We start from the raw sequence: 17,958 nt of genomic DNA on the forward strand, positions 1-17,958 counted from the left end.
CGGGAGTCCTTGATGCGAAACGCGGCGTCAGCCCGGCGCCAGGGCGCCGATGCGCAACTGGATGGGTTGGGGAAGGGAGGCGGGCGGCGGTTGCGGCAGCGGCTGGTCCTGCAGCGCGCGCACGATCGCCGCGTCCAGTTCCGGCTTGCCGGCCGAGGTGAGGATCTGCAGGCGGCCGATGCTGCCGTCCGGGTTCAGCCACAGCGCCACGGTGGCGCTGTAGCGGCCCTTGCGGGTGCGTTCGTCGCGCTGCAGCAGCTGCTGCACCGCGCGCTGCACGCTGGCCGCATAGCTGCCGAACGGACTGCCGCCGCCGCCCTTGCCGCCGATGCGGGTGCCGCCGCCGTCGCCGGCCTGCAGGCCGAAGGCGTTGTCGCCGGGGCCGGCCGGCGCGGTCAGCGGGTCGCCCGGCGGGGTCGGCTCGGCGTCCGGTTTCGGTTGCGGCGTCGGCTCGGCGGCCTGCAAGGGCTGCGGGCGTTCCTGCGGCTTGGGCGGCTGCGGATCGGGTTTGGGCGGCGGCGGAGGCGGCGGGGGCGGCAGCATCACCTGGGTGATGCGCGGCGGTTGCGCGCGTGCCGGTGTCGCCTGCTGCGGGCGCAGCAGCGTGGAGACCAGCCAGCCGAGCAGCAGCAGCGCCAGCAACGCGGTGCCGACTTTCAGCCAGCGTCGCGGCGGCTCGGTGTACTGCAGCGTATCCATCGCGTCCACTCAGCCGGCCGCCGGGCGTTGCGTGGCCAGACCGATCGAGGCGATGCCGAGCCGGCTGCACAGGTCCAGTACCGCCATCACCTTCTCGTATTGCACGGTGCGATCGCCGCGCAGCATCACCGGCAATTCGGCATCGCTGGCCAGCGCGTTGCGCAGCTGCTGTTCCAGTTCGCTCATGCTCACCGGCACCGCGTCCAGGCTGACCTGGCCGTTGTTGTCGATCGCGATGACCTTGGTCTTGGGCTCGGACAGTGGCTTGGCCGCGCTGGCCTTGGGCAATTCCACCTTGATGCCCTGCACCGCGGCGGTGGTCATGATGATGAAGATCACCAGCAGCACGTACGCCAGGTCCAGCATCGGCGTGATGTTGATGTCGTCGTAGGGCTTCTTGCCTTGGACCTTCATCGGCTCAGCCTCCGCCCACGCGGACCGGCGCGTCGCCGGCATAGTCTTCGGCGATGCGCTTTTCCAGTTCGTCGACGAACACCTGCATGTCCGCCGAGACCGCTTCGGCCTGGCTCAGCAGGTAGTTGTAGCCGAACAGCGCCGGGATCGCGACGGCCAGGCCGGCCACCGTGGCCAGCAGCGCGGCGGCGATGCCGGGGGCGATCGCGTTGATGTTGACGTCGCCGGCCGCGGCCACCGCGGCGAAGGTGATCATGACCCCGACCACGGTGCCGAGCAGGCCCAGGAACGGGCCGCCGGAAATGGCGATGGTCAGCAACACCATGCTCTTGTGGATGCGCTGGCCTTCGCGCACTGCGGCCGCGTCCAGCGCCGAGCGGATCGCGGCAATCGACTGCGGACGCACCACGTTGGTCCCGCTGGCCTGCAGGCGTTCGCGCAGCTCCTGCTGGCCGACCTGCAGCAGCCGCGCCAGGTTGGAGCGCACGCCGGCGGCCGTGCCGAGTTGCTGCCAGTGCGGCGCGTGCAGCGGATGCGCAGTCACCTGCTGGCGGTAGGCGGTGAGGAAGCGCGCGTTGGCGCCGGCGGTGGCGTTGAGGTACAGGCCCTTGCGCACCATCACCCACCAGCTGATCAGCGCCATCACCCCCAGGATCCCGATCACCGCCCACGCATCCGGGGTCAGCGCGGCGATCAGGATGCCGAAGTAGTTGTGGCCGCCATCGCCGGAATGCTGTTCGACCGGATCGAAACGCAGCAGCCGCGCATCCACGCCCTGGCTGCGCGCCGCCGCTTCGATCGCGCCGATCGCGCGCGCGTTCTTGGACACTTCGACCTCGTCGAGCAAGCCGATGAAGTTCGGCCGTGCCGCGCCGGGTTCGCCGCCGAGCAACAGGCCGCCACTGCTGGCCGGCAAGGCCACCGCGGTCTCGCCGGCGGGCTGGCCGTTGACGAACAGGGTCGCGGTCTTGCCGTCGCTGCGCAGCGCCACATGCGCCCAGGCATCGGCCGGCAGCGCGGTGGTGGCGGCGATCTGCGCGGTCGCGCCGAACTCGGCCAGCACGCGGCCTTCGTCCAGGCGCAGGGTGAGCACGCCGGGCAGCGCCAGCAGCACGCCCGAGGCATTTGCGCTGGCCGGCTTGGCCCACAGCGACACGGTCGCCGGCTGCGCCGCCGGCCAGTTCAACGAGGCCGAGGCCGGCACCGTCACCGGCGCGCGGCCGTCCAGGCGCAGGCCGGCGCCGATCAGCGCGGTGTCGGCCAGGGCCGGTGTCGTGGCGGCGTTGTTGCCGTAGGCGGTGCTGTCGGCGCCGGCGGCTTGCGCGCTGGCGAAGTGATAGACCGCCACGGTGTCGGCGTCGTAGCTGCCCTTGGCGTCGCTGCCGCCGCTGGCCTCGGGGTTGCCGAAGTAGACGTACAGCGGCGTGCTCGCGTTGGCCGGCAGGTCGGGCAGATCGACCCAGGCCAGCGCCACCTGGTCGACCAGACCGTCGTACTTCTCGAAGTGGTACTTCAGCGGCGTGCGGTCGTCGCCGGCGACGAAACGCACGTCGCTGCCGTCGGCCTTGGCATCGGCGAAATTGAAGTTGCCCGCATGCAGGCGCACCAGCACCTGGGTGCGCCCGGACGGCTGGCTCAGCGCCGCACCGGTGGACGTGGTGTCCACGGTGAGCTTGGCCCGATAGTTCCACTTGCCGTCCCACCATGTCGCGGCCGACGCAGGGAGCGCCGACAGCAGCACGGCGGCCGCCAGCATGAAGCGCAAAACATACATCGCCATCTTTCGTTCTCCCGGGGTCGACCCGAATGCATGTCCGCATTCGTCATGATTGGTGGATTAATTGGAGCTGATGGATCCGGTCACGCCGGTGTACTGCATCCCGATCGTCGGGTTCCCCGGGCCCTGGTACTTGAAGTCGATGGCGGTGCCCGCGGTCGGCCTGCCCATAAGGAAATCGAAGCTGATGCTGACCGTGGCGCCGTAGGGTTCATTGCCGACGATCAGGCTGGTCGCGCCCGTCCAGCTACCGCTGCCGCTCACCGCGCCGGTCGGCGAACCGTAGACTCGGCAGAAGATGGTCGAGGTGCCCTCGTTCACCGATCCGCTCGGGTGGCCGCTGCTAGGCCTTGCATACAGATCCGCCGAGCATGTCGTGGTGGCGTTCGCAGCCGTCGCGGTCCCGGTCGGCGGATGCAGCGTCGCGCAGCCGTAAGCGAGGGGATTGGGGCTGCAGCCGGCCGCCATCGTCGTGGCAGACCGCTGCTGCGGCCCTTCCGGAATCAGGCAGACCGTCATTGCGCGCGTACCGCCGCCGATCTCCGTCCTTCCCAGCTCGGTGATGTCGATGCCGTTCTGTTGCGCGCAGTACGCCTGCCGCAATGCCGCGATCTCGGCAGCGGCCGTGACGGTATCGCTTGCGAAGCAGGGCCACGAACCGATGCCGAGCAGCGTCGCCGCGAACAGGCTGAGGATTTTCGATGTCTTCATGGCTGGGATCTCGTTGGTATGGATGCCGGATTCAGAACTCGCCCCACAACCGGAACAGCACGTTGACATCGTCCTGTTTCGGCGCCTTGTCGCCGCCAGGCCGCGACAGCGGTGCGGCAATATCGAACGATCCGTTGATGTGTTCGAAGACCTGCGCGGTCGCACCGATGCCGACGCTGATCAGCGTCTCGCTCGGGGTCTGCTCGGGCAACGGCTGGTGGATGCGCACATAGCCGCCGTCGACGAAGGCGCGCGCTCGCGCTTGCTGCGCGGACGAACCGAACCATCCGGCGAACGAGGGGCTACGCAGTTCCAGCTGCGCCGTCACCCCGTAATCGCCGAGCGCCTGGCTTTCCTTGTAGCCGCGCACCGTGTCCAGGCCGCCGATGCTCATTTCCTCGTTGCTGATCAGCGGTTCGGCGGACAGCTGGGTTTGCGCGCGACCGAACAACTGGAAATCCTCGCCCAGCGTGCGCGTATGCGATCCCTCCAGGCGCAGGTGGGCGAAGTTCGGGCGCGCGTTGTAGCGCTTGTAGTCGAAGCTTCCAGGTTGGGAAGGATTGCACTGGGTATTGCCGCATCGATCGGCGCCGAAGCCGAGTCCACCGGGATTGGCCGTGAACGTGGCGCCGAAGCTGCTGTGGGTGCGCGCGCCCGTCCAATCCGCGTTGTAGGCGAAGTTGAGCGGGTAGTACTTGATCGGCGAGGAGTCGACGCTCGCGCCGAAATTCGACTTTTCCTCGAAATCCTTGTAGTCCACGCCCAGGCTCAGCGAGTGGAAGAATCCGGCCCGCGCCGGAAGCGTGCGGATCGCACGCACGCCGGCCAGGGTGCCGTTGCCGATCACGTTGAAATCACCGATGACCGCGACGTCGCTGTCGCTGCGCACCGCGTAGGCGAGCAGCGACCAGGGCGAATCCGCCATGCGCGCCATGTAGGAGGCCGAGAACACCTTCGCATCGGAGGTCCGCTGCGGGGCCGTCTGCATCGACAGGCTGAAACTGTGGCCGCGCTGCCACAGGTTGTCGTAGCGCACGGTGGCATTCAGGCGTAGGTCGGTGGTGTTGGCGCTGCTGCGGTTGTTGAGTTCCAGCGAACCGTGCAGTGGCAGGTTGTCGTCCACGTTCAGGTCGACGTCCAGGGTGTTCGGCCCGACGCCGGGCTTGATGTCCGGCGTCACCCGCCGATCGGGTAACTGATTGAGTGCGACGATGTCGCGCTGCACATCGTTGAAGTTGGGCACGCCGCCCTCTTTCAACGACGGCGCGCCGCGCTCGACCGCATCGGGAGAAAAATACGCGGCGCCGTTCACCCGCAGGCGGCCGATGCGCTGCTCGCTCACCTGCAGGGTGACCAGGCCGTTGCCCGCGTCCTGCTCGGGGATGCTCACCGCCACCGTGGCCAGGCCCTTGCCCGCGTACAGCGTCTGCAACGCGGCGCGCGCCGCTTCCACATCGGCCTCGCTGCGCTGCGGGCCGAGAAACGGATACACCGCGCGCTCGATCTCCGTTGCGCTCAATTCGCTGTTGCCGACGACCTGGTAGGCCATTACGTCGAAACGCGCGGTCGGCGCGTCTGCGGCGAAGGCGCACGGCACGCCGCACACGGCCATGCCGAGCGCTGCGAAGATTCGCAACTCCATCTGAAAATATCCCCTGAACTTCGGCGCGCGGCGCGATGCCGCTATGAAGACCGCTGCAATGCGGCGAGGACCATAGGAGCGCTAAATGACTATTCGCGAACGCTTTTGTGACGGCGCGTGTAAGGTTTTTGCCATAGACGGCAAAAACGTGCCGAGCACTGAAATATGAATTCGCAGTGCAGCAACATCATTCGCGGCTAGCGACAGGCGGCGTATAGCGAAGCGCGGGATTACCGCGCGATGACGCGCTCAGACGCGCACGCAGCAACGCAGCGGCACCGTCGCGACTTGTCTACGAGATCGTCCGTGTCGCGGTCGCGCGACGACAGAGATCGGTCTCGCTAAATGCGAGGTAACGTTCACCAGCGCAGCCCGGCTGCTTCTCGCCGGTGGCCGGGCGTCGCGGCGCAGCGCTTGGCCGCCAGCTTATCGGCCGTGGCCTGCTACAACTTGATAAAGGAGAAGGCGCCGTCCGGCGTTTCGGCATCCGAACTGGACAGGTTGCTGCAACGCTGCGAATGAACGCCGTCCTGGCATCTGGGAGTCGCTTGCGTGCGCGGACGCTGCAGCGATGCGCGCGCCGTTTCGCCGGCAACGCTGTTCCGCGAGCTGCGCGCTGCCGCTACAACAACCCGTCGCGTTTGACCGCGAGATAGCGTTCCACCAGCGCGCCCGGCAGTTCCTCGCCGGTGACGTCGAGCACCATCACGCCGTGGCTGCGCAGTGCGTCGTGGGCGTCGCCGCGTTGCTGCAGATAGCGCGCCACCGCGCCGGCCTGCACCGCCTGCTGCAGGTCGTGCACGTCCTGGCTCAGCGCCTGGTCCAGCGCGTGCTCGCGCAAGCTGGCCACGCAGACCAGATGCCGGCGCTGCAGCAGTCGCACCGCGGCGAGCAGGTCTTCGATGTCTTCGTCGCGCACGTTGCTGATCAGCATCACCAACGAGCGACGGCGCTGGCGCAGCGACAGTTCGGTCGCCGCCGCCAGATAATCGGTGGCCACCGCCTGCGGCTGCAGGTCGTAGCTGGCGCGCAGCAGCGCATCGACCGTGGCCATCCCGCGCTGCGGCGCGACCCAGCGCGCGTCGCCGCCGCTGGCCATCAGGCCCACCGCATCGCCTTGGCGCAGCGCCAGGTACGACACCACCAGCGCGGCATTGAGCACGTTGTCGAAATGCGACAGGCCGCTCTCGCTGGCCATCATCCGCCGCCCGGTGTCGATCAGCATCAGCAGCTGCTGGTTCTTCTCGTCCTGGTACTCGCGCGAGATCAGCTTGCGCGCGCGCGAGGTGGCCTTCCAGTCGATCTGGCGCAGGCTGTCGCCGACGCGGTATTCGCGCATCTGGTGGAAGTCGGTGCCTTCGCCGCGGCGCCGCTTCAGGTGCGCGCCGACCAGCCGCGAGGCCTGTTCGGCACTGAACAGGGCGAAGCGGGTCAGCGGCGCGAAGTTCGGATACACGCGCACGGTCTGCGCCGCGCCGGCCACGCGCCGCTGCCGCCACAGGCGCCAGGCCGAATGCAGGCGCAGATGGGTGCCGGGAAATTCGAAACGGCCGCGCGCGGTCGGACGCAGCCGGTAGGTGAGATGGGTCTCGCTGGCCGCGCGCAGGGTCACGCGCCGCGGCAGGCCTTGCATCCACCAGCCGCTAGGCACCAGATCGAACACGTCCAGCGTCTGCCGCTGCGCGCTGTCGATGCGCAGCCCGGCCTCGCGCTCCACGCCCAGCGGCAAGGCTTCCGGCAGTTCGCGGCGCAACTGCGGGGTGGGGCTGCGCCACAGCCGCCACGCATCGACCGCCGCGACCACGCCGATCGCCGCGCCCAGCGCCTGCCATGGCCACAGCGGCAGGAACTCCAGCGCCGTGGCCAGGCCGCACAGCGCCCATAGGCCGAGCAGGGCGAGCAGTGGCGGGGCGGGTCTCATGGATGAGTGGCCGGGATTGGGGATTCGGGATTGGGGATTCGCAACAGCGCTGCGTGCGGTGCGGCATTGCCGCAGCGCATGTCGAGCGCGGCCGCGCTGCGATCGGGGCATGCCGGCATCGTCGCAAGCTCGCGCTTTTGCGAATCCCCAATCCCCAATCCCGACTCCCGGCTCATTTCCGCGGCGCCTCCACCTTCGCCAGCAGCGCGCCCAGCGCGTCGTCGGCGCTCTGGCCTTCGATCTGCAGTTCCGGGGCCAACGCGATGCGGTGGCGCAGCGCCGGCTTGGCGATGTCGCGGATGTCGTCGGGGGTGACGAAGTCGCGGCCGGACAGCACCGCCTGCGCGCGCGCGGCGCGGATCAGCGCGATGCTGCCGCGCGGGCCGGCGCCGAGCGCGATGCCCGGCCAGCTGCGGGTGGCGGCGACGATGCGCACCGCGTAGTCGATCACCTGCGGGTCCACCACGATCGCGGCGGTGCCCAACTGCATCGCCACCACGTCGTCGGCGCTGAGCACGCGCGGCACCTGCGACAGGTCGAAGTCGCCGGCGCTGCGCCCGGTGGTGACCGCTTCCACCATGCGCTTTTCGTCTTCGAGCTGCGGATAGTCGATCAAGATCTTCAGCAGGAAACGGTCCAGCTGCGCTTCGGGCAGCGGATAGGTGCCTTCCTGTTCGACCGGGTTCTGCGTGGCCAGGGCCAGGAACGGCGGCGCCAGCGGAAACGCTTTGCCCTCGATGGTGACCTGGCCTTCCTGCATCACTTCCAGCAGCGCCGACTGGGTCTTGGCCGGGGCGCGGTTGATCTCGTCGGCCAACAGCAGGTGGGTGAACACCGGGCCGCGGCGGATCTTGAAGCTCTCGGTCTTGGGGTCGTACACGGCGTGGCCGCTGACGTCGCTGGGCATCAGGTCGGGAGTGAACTGCACGCGCGCGTAGTTCAGTTCCAGCGCCTGCGCCAGCGCGCGCACCAGCAGGGTCTTGCCCAGCCCGGGCACGCCTTCGATCAGCACGTGGCCGCCGGCCAGCAGCGCGATCAGGATCTGCTCGAGCACCTCCGGCTGGCCGATGAAGGCCTGGCCGACCGCGTCGCGGATCGCCTCGACGCGTTCGATCAGGGCGGAGCCGGTGAGGGGGGCGACGGATTCGGCGGGGGCGGTGGTCATAACTGGTTTCTCATCTGGACGAGGAGGCGAATGCGATCGCGGAAGGCGGCGTGGTGTTTGGGCGCTGGCGCCTGCAGCGCCTGTTCGACCTGCGCCGGCGACAGGTTCAGGCGTTCGGCGATGGCCGCGGCCTGGGCGGGACCCTGCAGCGCCGCGGCGAGCGGCGCGCGGCGCCGCAGCCGGGTCAGGAACGCCTGGCGCATCGCCGCGTACAGCAGCGCGGACTTGCCGTAGCGGAACAGGTGCTCGCCGCTGGCGCGCACGTGTTCCAGCAGCGAGCGGCGGTCGCCGGCCGGCGAGGCGCGCAGCGGACCGAAGCGCTGCGTGCGCGACCACAGCCAGGCCAGCAGCATCAGCAGCGCCGGCAGCCAGGCCGGCCAGCCGCGGGTGAACAGCGTGCGCCACAGCGACGGCAGTTCGGCGGAGTAGATCAGGTAGATGGTGCCGTCGCCGTAGTTGGGCGCCAGGATCTGCCGCGCCAGGAGGCGATTCGGCACGTCGCGCAGGCCGCCCTGGCGGAAAAACGGCGAGTCCACCAGCGGCGACCCTTTTTCATTGAAGGCGCTGCGCATTTTGGAATCCTCGTTCTGCAGGAAATCCATTTCCGCCAGCAGGTCCACGGTGCCATCGCCGTACGGCAGGCGCGCGTAGGCGTAGTCCGCGTCGCTGCCCCATAGGTTGCTCGCCGCATCCTCGTCGATCTGGAAACGCCGGCCATTGCAGAACTCGCTGTGCTCGGGCTGTCCGGGAATGGCCAGTTTCAGGCAGTGGTCCGGCTTGCCGTCCTCCAGCGCGACATCCAGCGCATCGAAGATCGGCAGCTTGGCCGTGTCGTCGTCCTCGTCGGCCGCAGGCGTGCGCAGGATCAGGTGGCCGCCGCGCTCGACCCAGGTCAGCAGCGCATCGCTGTCGGGCTTGCTCAGCGCGCGCGGGTCGCCGAACAGCAGCACGCTGTCGTGCGGCTGCAGGCGCATCGCCGCCAGGTCCAGGCGCTGCCGCGATTCGGCGCGCACGCCGTCGGCGCGCAGGGTCTGGCGCAACGCATACAGGGGGTTGTACGCGGCTTCGCCGCGCGGCGGCAGCGCCAGTTCGCGTTCGGCGCGTTCGTAGCGGCCCAGGAACCAGGCCGCCAGCACGCTGGTCACCAGCAGCCCGAGCAGGAAGATCAGCGCATTGCGGGTGCCGCTGTTCATGCGCGCCACCGGTACTGTTGCTGCAGTTCGTCGAGCAGGCCGGCGAAGGCGTCGTCGTCGGGCAGGCGCGCGGCGTAGGCGGCGTATTGCCAGGTGCGCACCATGCGTACGAACAGGCTGCGGTCGGCTTCGTCCGGCATGCGCCTGGAGGCGCGCAGGCATTGCGCTTCGGTGGCGCCCGGCGGCAGCACCAGGTTGGCGCGTTCGCAGACGGTCTGCACGCTGGCGCGGTACAGCAGCGCCAGCGCGTTGCGTTGCTGGCCTTCGCGCCACAAGCGACGCGCGATGGTGGCGACGTCGTCCGGCAGCGGCTCGGCGCTCAGCACCGGCGCATGCGCCACCGGCGTCTCGACCGGGGCACGCTTGTGCACGCTGCCGCGCATCCACGGCAGCCAGTGCTTGGCGGTCAGCAGCAGGACCAACACCAGCAGGCCGGCCAGCAGCCACATGCCCCATTCGCCGACGAACGCGAATACCGCCGCCACGCTCGCCAGCAAGCCCTTGCCGAAGCGCGGATCGAGCTTGTCCGGATCGGGCTTCTTCTCGTCGTCGTCGTTGCGGTCGCGCTTCTTCCAGTAGCCGATGCTGCGCTTGCCCGACAGCAGCGGATCTTCGTAGGCGCGGTCGGCGGCGCGGTCGAAGCGCGCGTCGGCGGCGGGGACGGTATTGAAGATGTCGTCGAGCGCGGCCGGCTCGGCAGCGTCTTCGTCATCGTCATCGTCCTGAGCCTTGTGCGGATCGCCCATCGCGGTGCCGTCGTCCGCGGCGTTGGCGGCGTCGTGCGGCGCTTCCGTCGCCGGAGCGGGGGACAGCGCATGCGGATCGGCCGCGACCGGGCTTTCGCTGCCTGGTGCTGCGCTTTGCGCGCGCAGCGCGGCGCCCGGGACGCCGAGCAGGACCAGCGCCAGCAGCAGCGGTGCGGCGCCGCCCAGCCGATCGCGCAGCCGGCGCAGCGCCATTTCCACGTCCCAGGCTTCGATCTCGGTGCGGCGGTTCAGGTACAGGCCGAAGCCGGCGCCGACGAAGAACGGTTCGATCAGCGTCGTCGCCAACCAGCCGAAGGCATTCAGGCCGACGTCGGCCCACACCGGGTTCTCATCGCCGATCAGCGCCCACGCCGCGCGCGCGGTTTCCGGCAGCAGGTCCACCGGCACGAACATCGCGATCGCGGCGATGCAGGCCAGCAGCAGCATCGCCTCGAAATGCCAGCACACGCTGGCCAGCAGCAGCGCATGCCCGTACACCGCGCCGCCCAGGGTGCGGCGGCGCTGCCGCTGCTGTTCGGCGCTGGCCCCTTCGAGCAATTCCAGCGGCAGGAACACCGTGCGCGCCGGGCTCAGCCGGCGCCAGGTCAGGTAGCCGAACATCGGGCGCCAGCCCCAGCGCAGCTGCGCGCGCAGCGTGTCGCGCACGCTGGGCACGTCGCCGAACACGCCGCGCGAGATCACGAACAGCGGGATCCGGTCCAGCACCGGTTTCAGCCACCACAGCGCCAGGCTGGCCAGCCAGAGCTGGTCGATCGCCCAGGCGCCGAGATTGAGCAGCGCGAACAGCGGCAGGGTGAACAGCAGCCACGGTTTCCAGATCGCGCCGGCATGGCGGCGCACCAGCGCGCTGCCCAGCTCCATCGCCTCCCAGGCCGAGCGTGCGCGCAGCACCACGTCCAGGCGTTCAATCCGCATCGCCGGCCTCCGCCATGCCGCGTCCGCCGCGCCACAGCCACACCAGCACCAGCGTCCACAGCAGGCCGGACACGCCGTACTTCACCGCCGCCGGCAGCGAGCCGATCGAGGACCAGAACGCCTCGATGAAGGCGGCGACCAGCAGCATGAACGCCACGCCCAGGCACAGCTTGGCGCCGATCGTGCCGCCTTCGACCAGTGCGTCGATACGCCGGCGCCGGCCCGGCGCCAGCAGCTTCAGGCCCAGTTGCAGGCCCGCGCCGCCGGCGATCACGATCGCGGTCAGTTCGAACGGCGCATGCCCGGCGACGAAGCGCCAGAACGTCACGCCGTACCCGATCTGGTGCAGATGCCCGGCCACCGCGCCGATGGTGACGCCGTTGAACAGCAGCACCAGCACCGTGCCGAGCCCGGCCAGCAGGCCGCTGGCGAAGGTGCGCAGGCCGATGCTGATGTTGTTCATGATGTAGGTGCCGAACATCTGCCAGTCGTCGCCGCTGTCGCGGCCGAGCTTGTGCGCGGCGCTGGCCGGGTCGTACATCCGTTCCATCTGCGCGACCTGCATCGGATCCATCAGCCCGTGGATCAGTTCCGGCCGGTACTGCAGCAGCACGAAGATGGTGACCAGCGGCACGACGAACAGCGCGGTGGCCGCGGCCATGCAGCCGGCCTGGCTGCGCACCAGCTGCGGGAAATCGGCGAACAGGAACTCGGCCGCGCGCCGCCAGCGCGGCCGCGGCGGCCGGTACAGCGCGGTGTGGCCCTGCTGCATCAACTGCTGCAGGCGCGCGGTGACCAGCGGGCTGTAGCCGCGCTTGCGCGCCAGCGCCAGCTGCTGGCAGAGCCGCCGGTAGCGGGCCGGCATGTCTTCGTCGGCCAGGCGCCATGCGTCCGCGGCGCTGTCGGGCGCGCTCGCGTCCGCGCTGGCGGGGCGCTTGCGTCCGCGCGTGTGCAGCCAGGTCTCGAAGGCCTCCCACTCGCGCTGATGGCGGGCGATGAACTGCTCTTGCCTCATCGCCGCCCCAACAGCCAGTTGGCCATCGCATACAGCCGCAGCACGCCGGCCTGGCCGGGCGTCTGCGTCAACGGCAGCGCCAGCGTGGCCAGTTCCAGCTGCCGCGCCGGCGCCAGCCGCGGCGCGCGCTCGGCGAAGGCGATCAACGCCGCCTGCTCGGCCGGCAGCAACGCCAGCGGCGGCGCCGCCGCGCTGGCGATCGGCGGCAGTCCGGTCTCGTGGCGCGGCGGCTGGTGGATCACCAGGGTGCCGGCGACCATGTCGCCCAGGCGCCGCGCATGCACGTCGAACAGGCAGGCGATCAGGCCGACGGCATAGCCGAACGGCAGCATGTCCACGGTGCGCAACAGGTTGCGGGTGATCGCCGCCATCCAGCCGGCCGGCGCGCCGTCGCGCGAGACCACGCGCAGGCCGAGCGCCTTCTTGCCCAGGGTCTGCCCGAACCAGCCTTCGAGCACGATCGGATAGGCCCAGAACACCAGGAACATCGCCACCAGGTACAGGCCCTGGCCGAAGCCGCCGAGCGCGCCGAGCAGCAGGCCCATCAGGGTCAGCACGCCGAAGCGCACCGCCAGGTCGATCAGCCAGGCCAGCGCCCGCGGCACCGCGCCGGCGGCCGGCAGGTGCAACGGCACGCCTTCGGGCGTGATCACTTCACGGTAGGTATCGAGCATGCCGCTCACCGCCGGAGTGCGGCGTGGCGCGCATGCGTGCCTGCGATGTAGGGAGGCCGTCCTTCCGTCCGGCCGGCTGCCTGTGGCGGCATGCGTGATCTCGACTGCGTCCTGCTCCGAACCGCGACTTTAGCCGGCGCGGCGCCAATTGCCCAGCCGCACGCCGTTGCCGGCGCCGGAAGGTCCTCACGCGATGACGACGACGGCGCGGCAAGCGTGCCGCGCAGGCCGCTCAACGCACCGTGCCGCCGTCGCGCTTGCGCCCGGAGAACAGCTTGCCGATCCCGCCGGCCAGCGCCATCAGCCCCAGCGCCACCAGCTTCCAGGCCTTGGCCAGGATCAGGCCGAGCTTGGCGAACAGGCCGGCCTTGGCCGCCAGGCCGCCGCCGATCAGCGTGGCCAGGCCGTAGCTGGCGATCTTGTCGGCGGATGGGTTGTGGTCGGCGTAGCGCGCGCCGCTGTCGAATTCGGCCATCGGCAGCAACTGCTGCATGCCGGTGCGCACCTGCGGCAACGCGTCCATGCCGGCGATCGCGTTGAGGCTCAGGTAGCCGTGGCGGCCGAGCACGCGGATGTCGTAGTTGAGGGTGTGGCCGTCGTTGCCCTGGAACGCCAGTTCGCGCGCCCAGTACAGCTTCTTGCTCGCGGCGTCGTAGCGCGGCGGCACCGCCCAGCCGACCAGGTCCACGCTCTCGTAGCCGGCTTCCTTGCGCTGGGTGTTCTCCTCGCGGGTTTCCTTCTGCATGTCCGCGAGCATGTCCTGGTAGTCGATCTTGCTGGCGTCCTCGTCGGACACGTAGCCGTCGTCGGCATAGGTGACCACCACCGCCCAGCTGCCCTGCTCGTTCAGCGCCGGCTGGCGCGGCACGATCAGGCCCAGCACGGTGTCGTCCGGCGGGTTGCCCCAGTACGTTTCCAGCACCTGCCGCGCATCGTCCTTGCCGAGATAGCGGAAGTCGTGGTTCAGCTCGAAATGCACCTTGGCCTGCGGCACTTCGATGTGCCCATCCTGGAAATGCAGCGAGGCGACGAACTGCTCGGCGGTCATGCCGTCCTGGCCATGCTCTTCTTGAGCGTGCTCTTCCTGAGCATGCTCTTCTTCGGCCACGGCCGATCCGGCAGTGGCGCCCAGCGCAAGCAGGAAAGCGGCCAGCAGGCCGCGCAACGGAAGTGTCTTGGTCATCGCGAATCCATTCGGTGGCGTCCCCACGCCAGAGGCGCGCAGTGTCGCGCAAAGCGCTACGCCGCGCCAGTCGCCCGCGGCGTGGCGGCGGTCAGACGGGCGCGGCGGGCGCGCGGCCGATGCCGGCGTCGAACGCGGCCAGCAGCTGTGCGCCGCCCGGCCACGCGCCCAGGCCGCTGGCCGCATTGAGATGCCCCACGCGGTCGAGTTCGATGAGTCCGCTGCCCCACTCGGATGCGCGACGGCGGCTGTAGGACAGCGCGGCGTACGGATCGTCGCTGCCGGCCACGATCAGGCTGGGAAACGGCAGCGGCGCCGCCGGTACGGGAACGAAGCTGGTGGCCTCGGCCTGCGGAAACGCGGCGCTGTCCGGATCGGGCACCGCGACCAGGAAGGCGCCGCGCGGCAACCGCTCGGCGCGCGCGGCCCAATGCGCGACCAGCAGGCAACCCAGGCTGTGCGCGACCAGCAGCGGCGGTGTGGCGGATTGCTGCACGCAGCGGTCGAGCGCGCGCAGCCAATCGCGCAGCTGCGGTTGCGCGAAGGAGTCCGGCTGCAGCCGCCGCATGCGCGGGTCGCGCCGTTGCCAAAGGGTTTGCCAATGCCCCGGTCCCGAGTTGCCGATGCCCGGCACGATCACCACCGCTTGCATGCGCTACGCTCCGTTCGAGAGAGCGGCCAGTGTCGCGATGCGCGCGTCGCCGTGCCATGGCGATTCATCGCCGCCGGCGGCGTTTTGCCGATGAATCCAAGGTGCATGACGAGAGGACGAGCAGCGTGGCAGCGAAACCCTGGCAGGGCGATGCCCTGGATCACGCGATTCTGGAAACGTTGCAGTGCGACGGGCGCATCGCGTTGGCGGAGCTGGGGCGGCGCATCGGCCTGTCGCAGCCGGCGATGTCCGAGCGCGTGCGCCGGCTCGAGGAGCAGGGCGTGATCACCGGTTACGCGGCCAGGGTCGATCCGCGGGTGGTGGGCCTGGCGACGGCGGCCATCGTCCGCCTGCGCACCACGCATGCGCAGATCGGCGCGTGCCTGGAGCAGTTCGCGCAGATGCCGCAGGTACTGGAAGTGCATCGGGTCACCGGCGAGGACTGCTTCGTGCTGCGCGTGCTGGTGCCCGCGCCGGCGCAGCTGGAACCGATCATCGATGCGTTGGCACGGTTCGGTGCGGTGACCACCAGCGTGGTGTTGCGCAGCGAGGCGCCGCGGCCGATCGGCCGCGCGCTGCTGGAGCTGGCGGCGCAGTAGCCGCGACGCCTTGCGGCTTACTGCGGCGACGCCGCGGCCGCCTCCAGATAGCGATCCTTCAAGCGCACGTAGTGCTGCGCGGAGTAGTGCAGGCTTTCGACCTCCTTGTCGCTGAGCGTGCGTGCCAGCCGCGCCGGATTGCCCAGCCACAGTTCGCGCTCGCCGACCGTCTTGCCCGGCCCGACCACCGCGCCGGCGCCGACGAAGCCGTATTTCTTCACCGTGGCGCCGTCGAGGATGCACGCGCCCATGCCGATCAGGCACAGGTCCTCGATGGTGCAGGCGTGGATGATGCAGCCGTGGCCCACGGTCACGTCGGCGCCGATCAGGGTCGGATAGCCGGCGGTGTTGAACGGGCTGTGGTGGCTGACGTGGATGATGCTGCCGTCCTGGATGTTGCTGCGCGCGCCGATGCGCACGTGGTTGACGTCGCCGCGGATCACCGTGCCCGGCCAGACCGACACGTCCTCGTCCAGCGCCACGTCGCCGATGAGCGTGCAGGCCGGGTCCACGTAGACGCGTGCGCCGAGCTGCGGCGTCTTGTCCAGGAACGGGCGGATCGGGTTCACGGCATTCTCCGGTGGAGGGGGGACAGGCACCGGGCTACGGCGCGCCTGTCGATGATAGCGCCTGGCCGCGAAGCGCTTCTGGCACATGGCTGGGGGGCGGGGGGATGCCCGCAATGGCGCGGCCGCTGGCGCGGTGGATCGGGAAGATCCGTGCGGCCCTGGGCAATTGCGGCCGCCAGGCGCAGGCCCATGACCAGCAGGGTGCCGCCGGCCAGCACCCGCAGCAGGCGCACCCCCTGCGTAGCCCGCGGCCCTGGGCCGAGACATCTGCATTCGCAGAGGCTGCCGACCGGGATGCGCCAGGCACGGCGCAGCGACCGGCGAACGACGGCATCGCCTGACATGGACAGCACGGGGAGGTTGCGCTTCGCGAGGCATGCGCGGACCGCGGCGTCTGCGCGCGGGTCGGGCTGGTGAAGGAGGGGCGAATCGTCGTGGGCGTAGGCGCAGCACGGTTGCCCACGTGCCGGGAGCGCAGCGGATGCCAGGCTGACGCATCGCCGTCGGGCCGGGCCGGGATGCCGCGCGCCGCCTCTGCGGTCGCAGTCCGGCGAGCCCGTCGCGCGAGCTCGCCGGAGGCGTTTGCTACTTCTTCTTTTCCTTCTTGGCCGCGCGCTTTTCCTTCAGCGTCTTGGTCGGCTGCTTCTTGTCGCTCTTTTTCTGATCCATGCCCTTGCTCATGACACCCTCTGGACGATTGCACTGTGGATTGCCGGCTGCGGCCGCCGTGGCGGCGATCGCGGCTGCCACTTTACTCCGCTGGCGGCCGCCCATGCCGCAGTTGTCGCCCGGCATGCACGCAAGGTTGGGTCATAATCCGGTTTTCCCCTTCAAGGTCCCCCGCGTCCGATGAAAACCCCCCAGGGCCTGCAGCCGCTGATCGAGGACGGCGTCATCGACAGCGTGCTGCGCCCGCTCAAGAGTGGCAAGGAGGCCGCCGTGTACGTGGTCCAGGCCGGCGCCGAGGTGCTGTGCGCCAAGGTCTACAAGGACATGGCGCAGCGCAGCTTCCAGGCGCGCGTGCAGTACCAGGAGGGCCGCAAGGTGCGCGGCAGCCGCCAGGCGCGGGCGATGGGCAAGGCGACCAAGTTCGGCCGCCGCGAGCAGGAAGCCGCGTGGAAGGACACCGAGGCCAACACCCTGTACCAGCTGGTGGACGCCGGCGTGCACGTGCCGCAGCCGCGCGGCTACTTCCACGGCGTGCTGCTGATGGACCTGGTCACCGATGCCGACGGGCAGAGCGCGCCACGGCTGGGCGAAGTGGAGCTGGAGCCGGAGCAGGCGCGCGCGTTCCACATGCAATTGATCGGCGACGTGGTGAAGATGCTGTGCCTGGGCTTGGTCCACGGCGACCTGTCCGAATACAACGTGCTGGTCGCCGCCGAGGGCCCGGTGGTGATCGACTTCCCGCAGGTGGTCAGCGCCGCCGGCAACAACGCCGCGCGCGACATGCTGCTGCGCGACGTGCACAACCTGCGCGATTGCCTCGGCCGCTTCGCCCCCGAGCTCAACGAAACCCACTACGGCGAAGAAATGTGGGCGCTGTACGAGAAGGGCGAACTGCGCCCGGACAGCGCGCTCACTGGCCGCTTCGTGTTCGACACCCACCGCGCCGATGTGCGCGCGGTGCGCGATTCGATCGAGGACGCGCGGCAGGAAGCGATCATCCGCCAGCAGGGTCGCGAGGCCGCGGCGGACGAGGACTGAGCGCACGCGGCGGTGTGCCGTGACAGGGCGCGCTGCAGAAAACGTGTTCTCGCCGAAGCGCGCCGCTCGCCACTGCGCGCTGCGCGGCGCAGCGGCCGATGGCGATGGCCATGCGCGCCATCTCGGGCAGATGGATGGTACGGCTGGCGTTGCAAGCGGTGCGGTTGGTTAGCGCGCTTTTCGCCTCATATTGCTGATCGTGATCGACAGGAGCGACTTCGGCCTTGGCGCTTCCCAAGTGCGGCGACTCCGCTGCTTCGTTGGTCGCGGCTGAAGCCGCTCCTACAGGGGCTTGCGGCCAACTCGCCGGGTGCAGTGTGGGAGGAGTTTCAGTCCCGACGCGGCATGAGCGCGG

Annotated in this window: 17 protein-coding genes; 2 read left to right on the plus strand and 15 right to left on the minus strand. The window is 69.8% G+C overall.

The genetic code is table 11. The features are described from left to right. Nucleotides 1–27 precede the first annotated feature (27 nt). The 13 genes from HEP73_RS02125 to HEP73_RS02185 all read right to left on the minus strand — a co-directional run bounded on the left by HEP73_RS02125 (nt 28) and on the right by HEP73_RS02185 (nt 14,728). A complete protein-coding gene (locus tag HEP73_RS02125) occupies nt 28–699 on the minus strand; it encodes a TonB family protein (protein WP_185821939.1) in 672 nt (223 codons plus the stop codon). 9 nt (nt 700–708) lie between these two features. Beyond that, nucleotides 709–1,113, minus strand: coding sequence for an ExbD/TolR family protein (locus tag HEP73_RS02130; RefSeq protein WP_185814983.1), 405 nt, complete (start codon nt 1,111–1,113; stop codon nt 709–711). 4 nt (nt 1,114–1,117) lie between these two features. Then, nucleotides 1,118–2,893: a DUF2341 domain-containing protein gene (locus HEP73_RS02135; RefSeq protein ID WP_185821940.1), complete on the minus strand. Its 1,776-nt coding sequence runs from the start codon at nt 2,891–2,893 to the stop codon at nt 1,118–1,120. Between the two features lie 57 nt (nt 2,894–2,950). After that, entirely contained in the window at nt 2,951–3,601 is a 651-nt protein-coding gene (locus HEP73_RS02140; RefSeq protein ID WP_185821941.1) for a hypothetical protein, read from the minus strand. A gap of 31 nt (nt 3,602–3,632) precedes the next feature. Continuing rightward, nucleotides 3,633–5,243 carry a ShlB/FhaC/HecB family hemolysin secretion/activation protein gene (locus HEP73_RS02145; RefSeq protein WP_255423640.1) on the minus strand — a complete coding sequence of 537 codons (1,611 nt, stop codon included), beginning with the start codon at nt 5,241–5,243 and terminating at the stop codon, nt 3,633–3,635. 622 nt (nt 5,244–5,865) lie between these two features. Beyond that, entirely contained in the window at nt 5,866–7,164 is a 1,299-nt protein-coding gene (locus HEP73_RS02150; RefSeq protein ID WP_185821942.1) for a DUF58 domain-containing protein, read from the minus strand. Nucleotides 7,165–7,336: 172 nt separating this feature from the next. Then, nucleotides 7,337–8,329: an AAA family ATPase gene (locus tag HEP73_RS02155; RefSeq protein WP_185821943.1), complete on the minus strand. Its 993-nt coding sequence runs from the start codon at nt 8,327–8,329 to the stop codon at nt 7,337–7,339. Further along, a complete protein-coding gene (locus HEP73_RS02160; protein ID WP_185821944.1) occupies nt 8,326–9,522 on the minus strand; it encodes a DUF4350 domain-containing protein in 1,197 nt (398 codons plus the stop codon). The genes HEP73_RS02155 and HEP73_RS02160 overlap by 4 nt, the downstream gene beginning before the upstream one ends. Beyond that, nucleotides 9,519–11,204 carry a DUF4129 domain-containing protein gene (locus tag HEP73_RS02165; RefSeq protein ID WP_185821945.1) on the minus strand — a complete coding sequence of 562 codons (1,686 nt, stop codon included), beginning with the start codon at nt 11,202–11,204 and terminating at the stop codon, nt 9,519–9,521. Before HEP73_RS02165 ends, HEP73_RS02160 begins: the two co-directional genes overlap by 4 nt. Beyond that, nucleotides 11,194–12,219 carry a stage II sporulation protein M gene (locus HEP73_RS02170; RefSeq protein WP_185821946.1) on the minus strand — a complete coding sequence of 342 codons (1,026 nt, stop codon included), beginning with the start codon at nt 12,217–12,219 and terminating at the stop codon, nt 11,194–11,196. Before HEP73_RS02170 ends, HEP73_RS02165 begins: the two co-directional genes overlap by 11 nt. After that, entirely contained in the window at nt 12,216–12,893 is a 678-nt protein-coding gene (locus tag HEP73_RS02175) for an RDD family protein (RefSeq protein ID WP_185821947.1), read from the minus strand. Before HEP73_RS02175 ends, HEP73_RS02170 begins: the two co-directional genes overlap by 4 nt. Before the next feature lie 232 nt (nt 12,894–13,125). Next, the gene (locus tag HEP73_RS02180; RefSeq protein WP_185821948.1) at nt 13,126–14,076 is read right to left on the minus strand and encodes a DUF2167 domain-containing protein; all 951 of its coding nucleotides are present in this window, start codon (nt 14,074–14,076) and stop codon (nt 13,126–13,128) included. 91 nt (nt 14,077–14,167) lie between these two features. Then, nucleotides 14,168–14,728, minus strand: coding sequence for an RBBP9/YdeN family alpha/beta hydrolase (locus HEP73_RS02185; protein WP_185821949.1), 561 nt, complete (start codon nt 14,726–14,728; stop codon nt 14,168–14,170). Between the two features lie 125 nt (nt 14,729–14,853). Here HEP73_RS02185 and HEP73_RS02190 point away from each other — a divergent pair, with 125 nt between their 5' ends. Continuing rightward, on the plus strand, nt 14,854–15,327 hold the full coding sequence (locus HEP73_RS02190; RefSeq protein ID WP_185821950.1) for an Lrp/AsnC family transcriptional regulator: 474 nt from the start codon (nt 14,854–14,856) through the stop codon (nt 15,325–15,327). Nucleotides 15,328–15,344: 17 nt separating this feature from the next. On the opposite strand, the gene HEP73_RS02195 is transcribed toward HEP73_RS02190, so the two are convergent. Beyond that, nucleotides 15,345–15,896 (minus strand): gamma carbonic anhydrase family protein, encoded by a 552-nt coding sequence (locus HEP73_RS02195; protein ID WP_185821951.1) that lies wholly within the window; start codon nt 15,894–15,896, stop codon nt 15,345–15,347. Between the two features lie 585 nt (nt 15,897–16,481). After that, complete coding sequence (locus tag HEP73_RS02200; RefSeq protein WP_185823559.1) at nt 16,482–16,691, minus strand: hypothetical protein; 210 nt, start codon at nt 16,689–16,691, stop codon at nt 16,482–16,484. A gap of 54 nt (nt 16,692–16,745) precedes the next feature. On the opposite strand from HEP73_RS02200, the gene HEP73_RS02205 reads away from it, so the two are divergent. Continuing rightward, complete coding sequence (locus HEP73_RS02205) at nt 16,746–17,603, plus strand: PA4780 family RIO1-like protein kinase (protein ID WP_185821952.1); 858 nt, start codon at nt 16,746–16,748, stop codon at nt 17,601–17,603. Nucleotides 17,604–17,958: the final 355 nt, after the last annotated feature.

The organism is Xanthomonas sp. GW (assembly GCF_014236815.1).
Taxonomy (GTDB): Bacteria; Pseudomonadota; Gammaproteobacteria; order Xanthomonadales; family Xanthomonadaceae; genus Xanthomonas_A.

Coding starts and splice junctions, on each gene's coding strand:
- HEP73_RS02185 (WP_185821949.1), bottom strand. CDS start 14,728: ATGCAAGCGGTGGTGATCGTGCCGGGCATCGGCAACTCGGGACCGGGG.
- HEP73_RS02205 (WP_185821952.1), top strand. CDS start 16,746: ATGAAAACCCCCCAGGGCCTGCAGCCGCTGATCGAGGACGGCGTCATC.
- HEP73_RS02140 (WP_185821941.1), bottom strand. CDS start 3,601: ATGAAGACATCGAAAATCCTCAGCCTGTTCGCGGCGACGCTGCTCGGC.
- HEP73_RS02165 (WP_185821945.1), bottom strand. CDS start 11,204: ATGCGGATTGAACGCCTGGACGTGGTGCTGCGCGCACGCTCGGCCTGG.
- HEP73_RS02125 (WP_185821939.1), bottom strand. CDS start 699: ATGGATACGCTGCAGTACACCGAGCCGCCGCGACGCTGGCTGAAAGTC.
- HEP73_RS02170 (WP_185821946.1), bottom strand. CDS start 12,219: ATGAGGCAAGAGCAGTTCATCGCCCGCCATCAGCGCGAGTGGGAGGCC.
- HEP73_RS02145 (WP_255423640.1), bottom strand. CDS start 5,243: ATGGAGTTGCGAATCTTCGCAGCGCTCGGCATGGCCGTGTGCGGCGTG.
- HEP73_RS02175 (WP_185821947.1), bottom strand. CDS start 12,893: ATGCTCGATACCTACCGTGAAGTGATCACGCCCGAAGGCGTGCCGTTG.
- HEP73_RS02135 (WP_185821940.1), bottom strand. CDS start 2,893: ATGGCGATGTATGTTTTGCGCTTCATGCTGGCGGCCGCCGTGCTGCTG.
- HEP73_RS02150 (WP_185821942.1), bottom strand. CDS start 7,164: ATGAGACCCGCCCCGCCACTGCTCGCCCTGCTCGGCCTATGGGCGCTG.
- HEP73_RS02155 (WP_185821943.1), bottom strand. CDS start 8,329: ATGACCACCGCCCCCGCCGAATCCGTCGCCCCCCTCACCGGCTCCGCC.
- HEP73_RS02160 (WP_185821944.1), bottom strand. CDS start 9,522: ATGAACAGCGGCACCCGCAATGCGCTGATCTTCCTGCTCGGGCTGCTG.
- HEP73_RS02130 (WP_185814983.1), bottom strand. CDS start 1,113: ATGAAGGTCCAAGGCAAGAAGCCCTACGACGACATCAACATCACGCCG.
- HEP73_RS02200 (WP_185823559.1), bottom strand. CDS start 16,691: ATGCCGGGCGACAACTGCGGCATGGGCGGCCGCCAGCGGAGTAAAGTG.
- HEP73_RS02180 (WP_185821948.1), bottom strand. CDS start 14,076: ATGACCAAGACACTTCCGTTGCGCGGCCTGCTGGCCGCTTTCCTGCTT.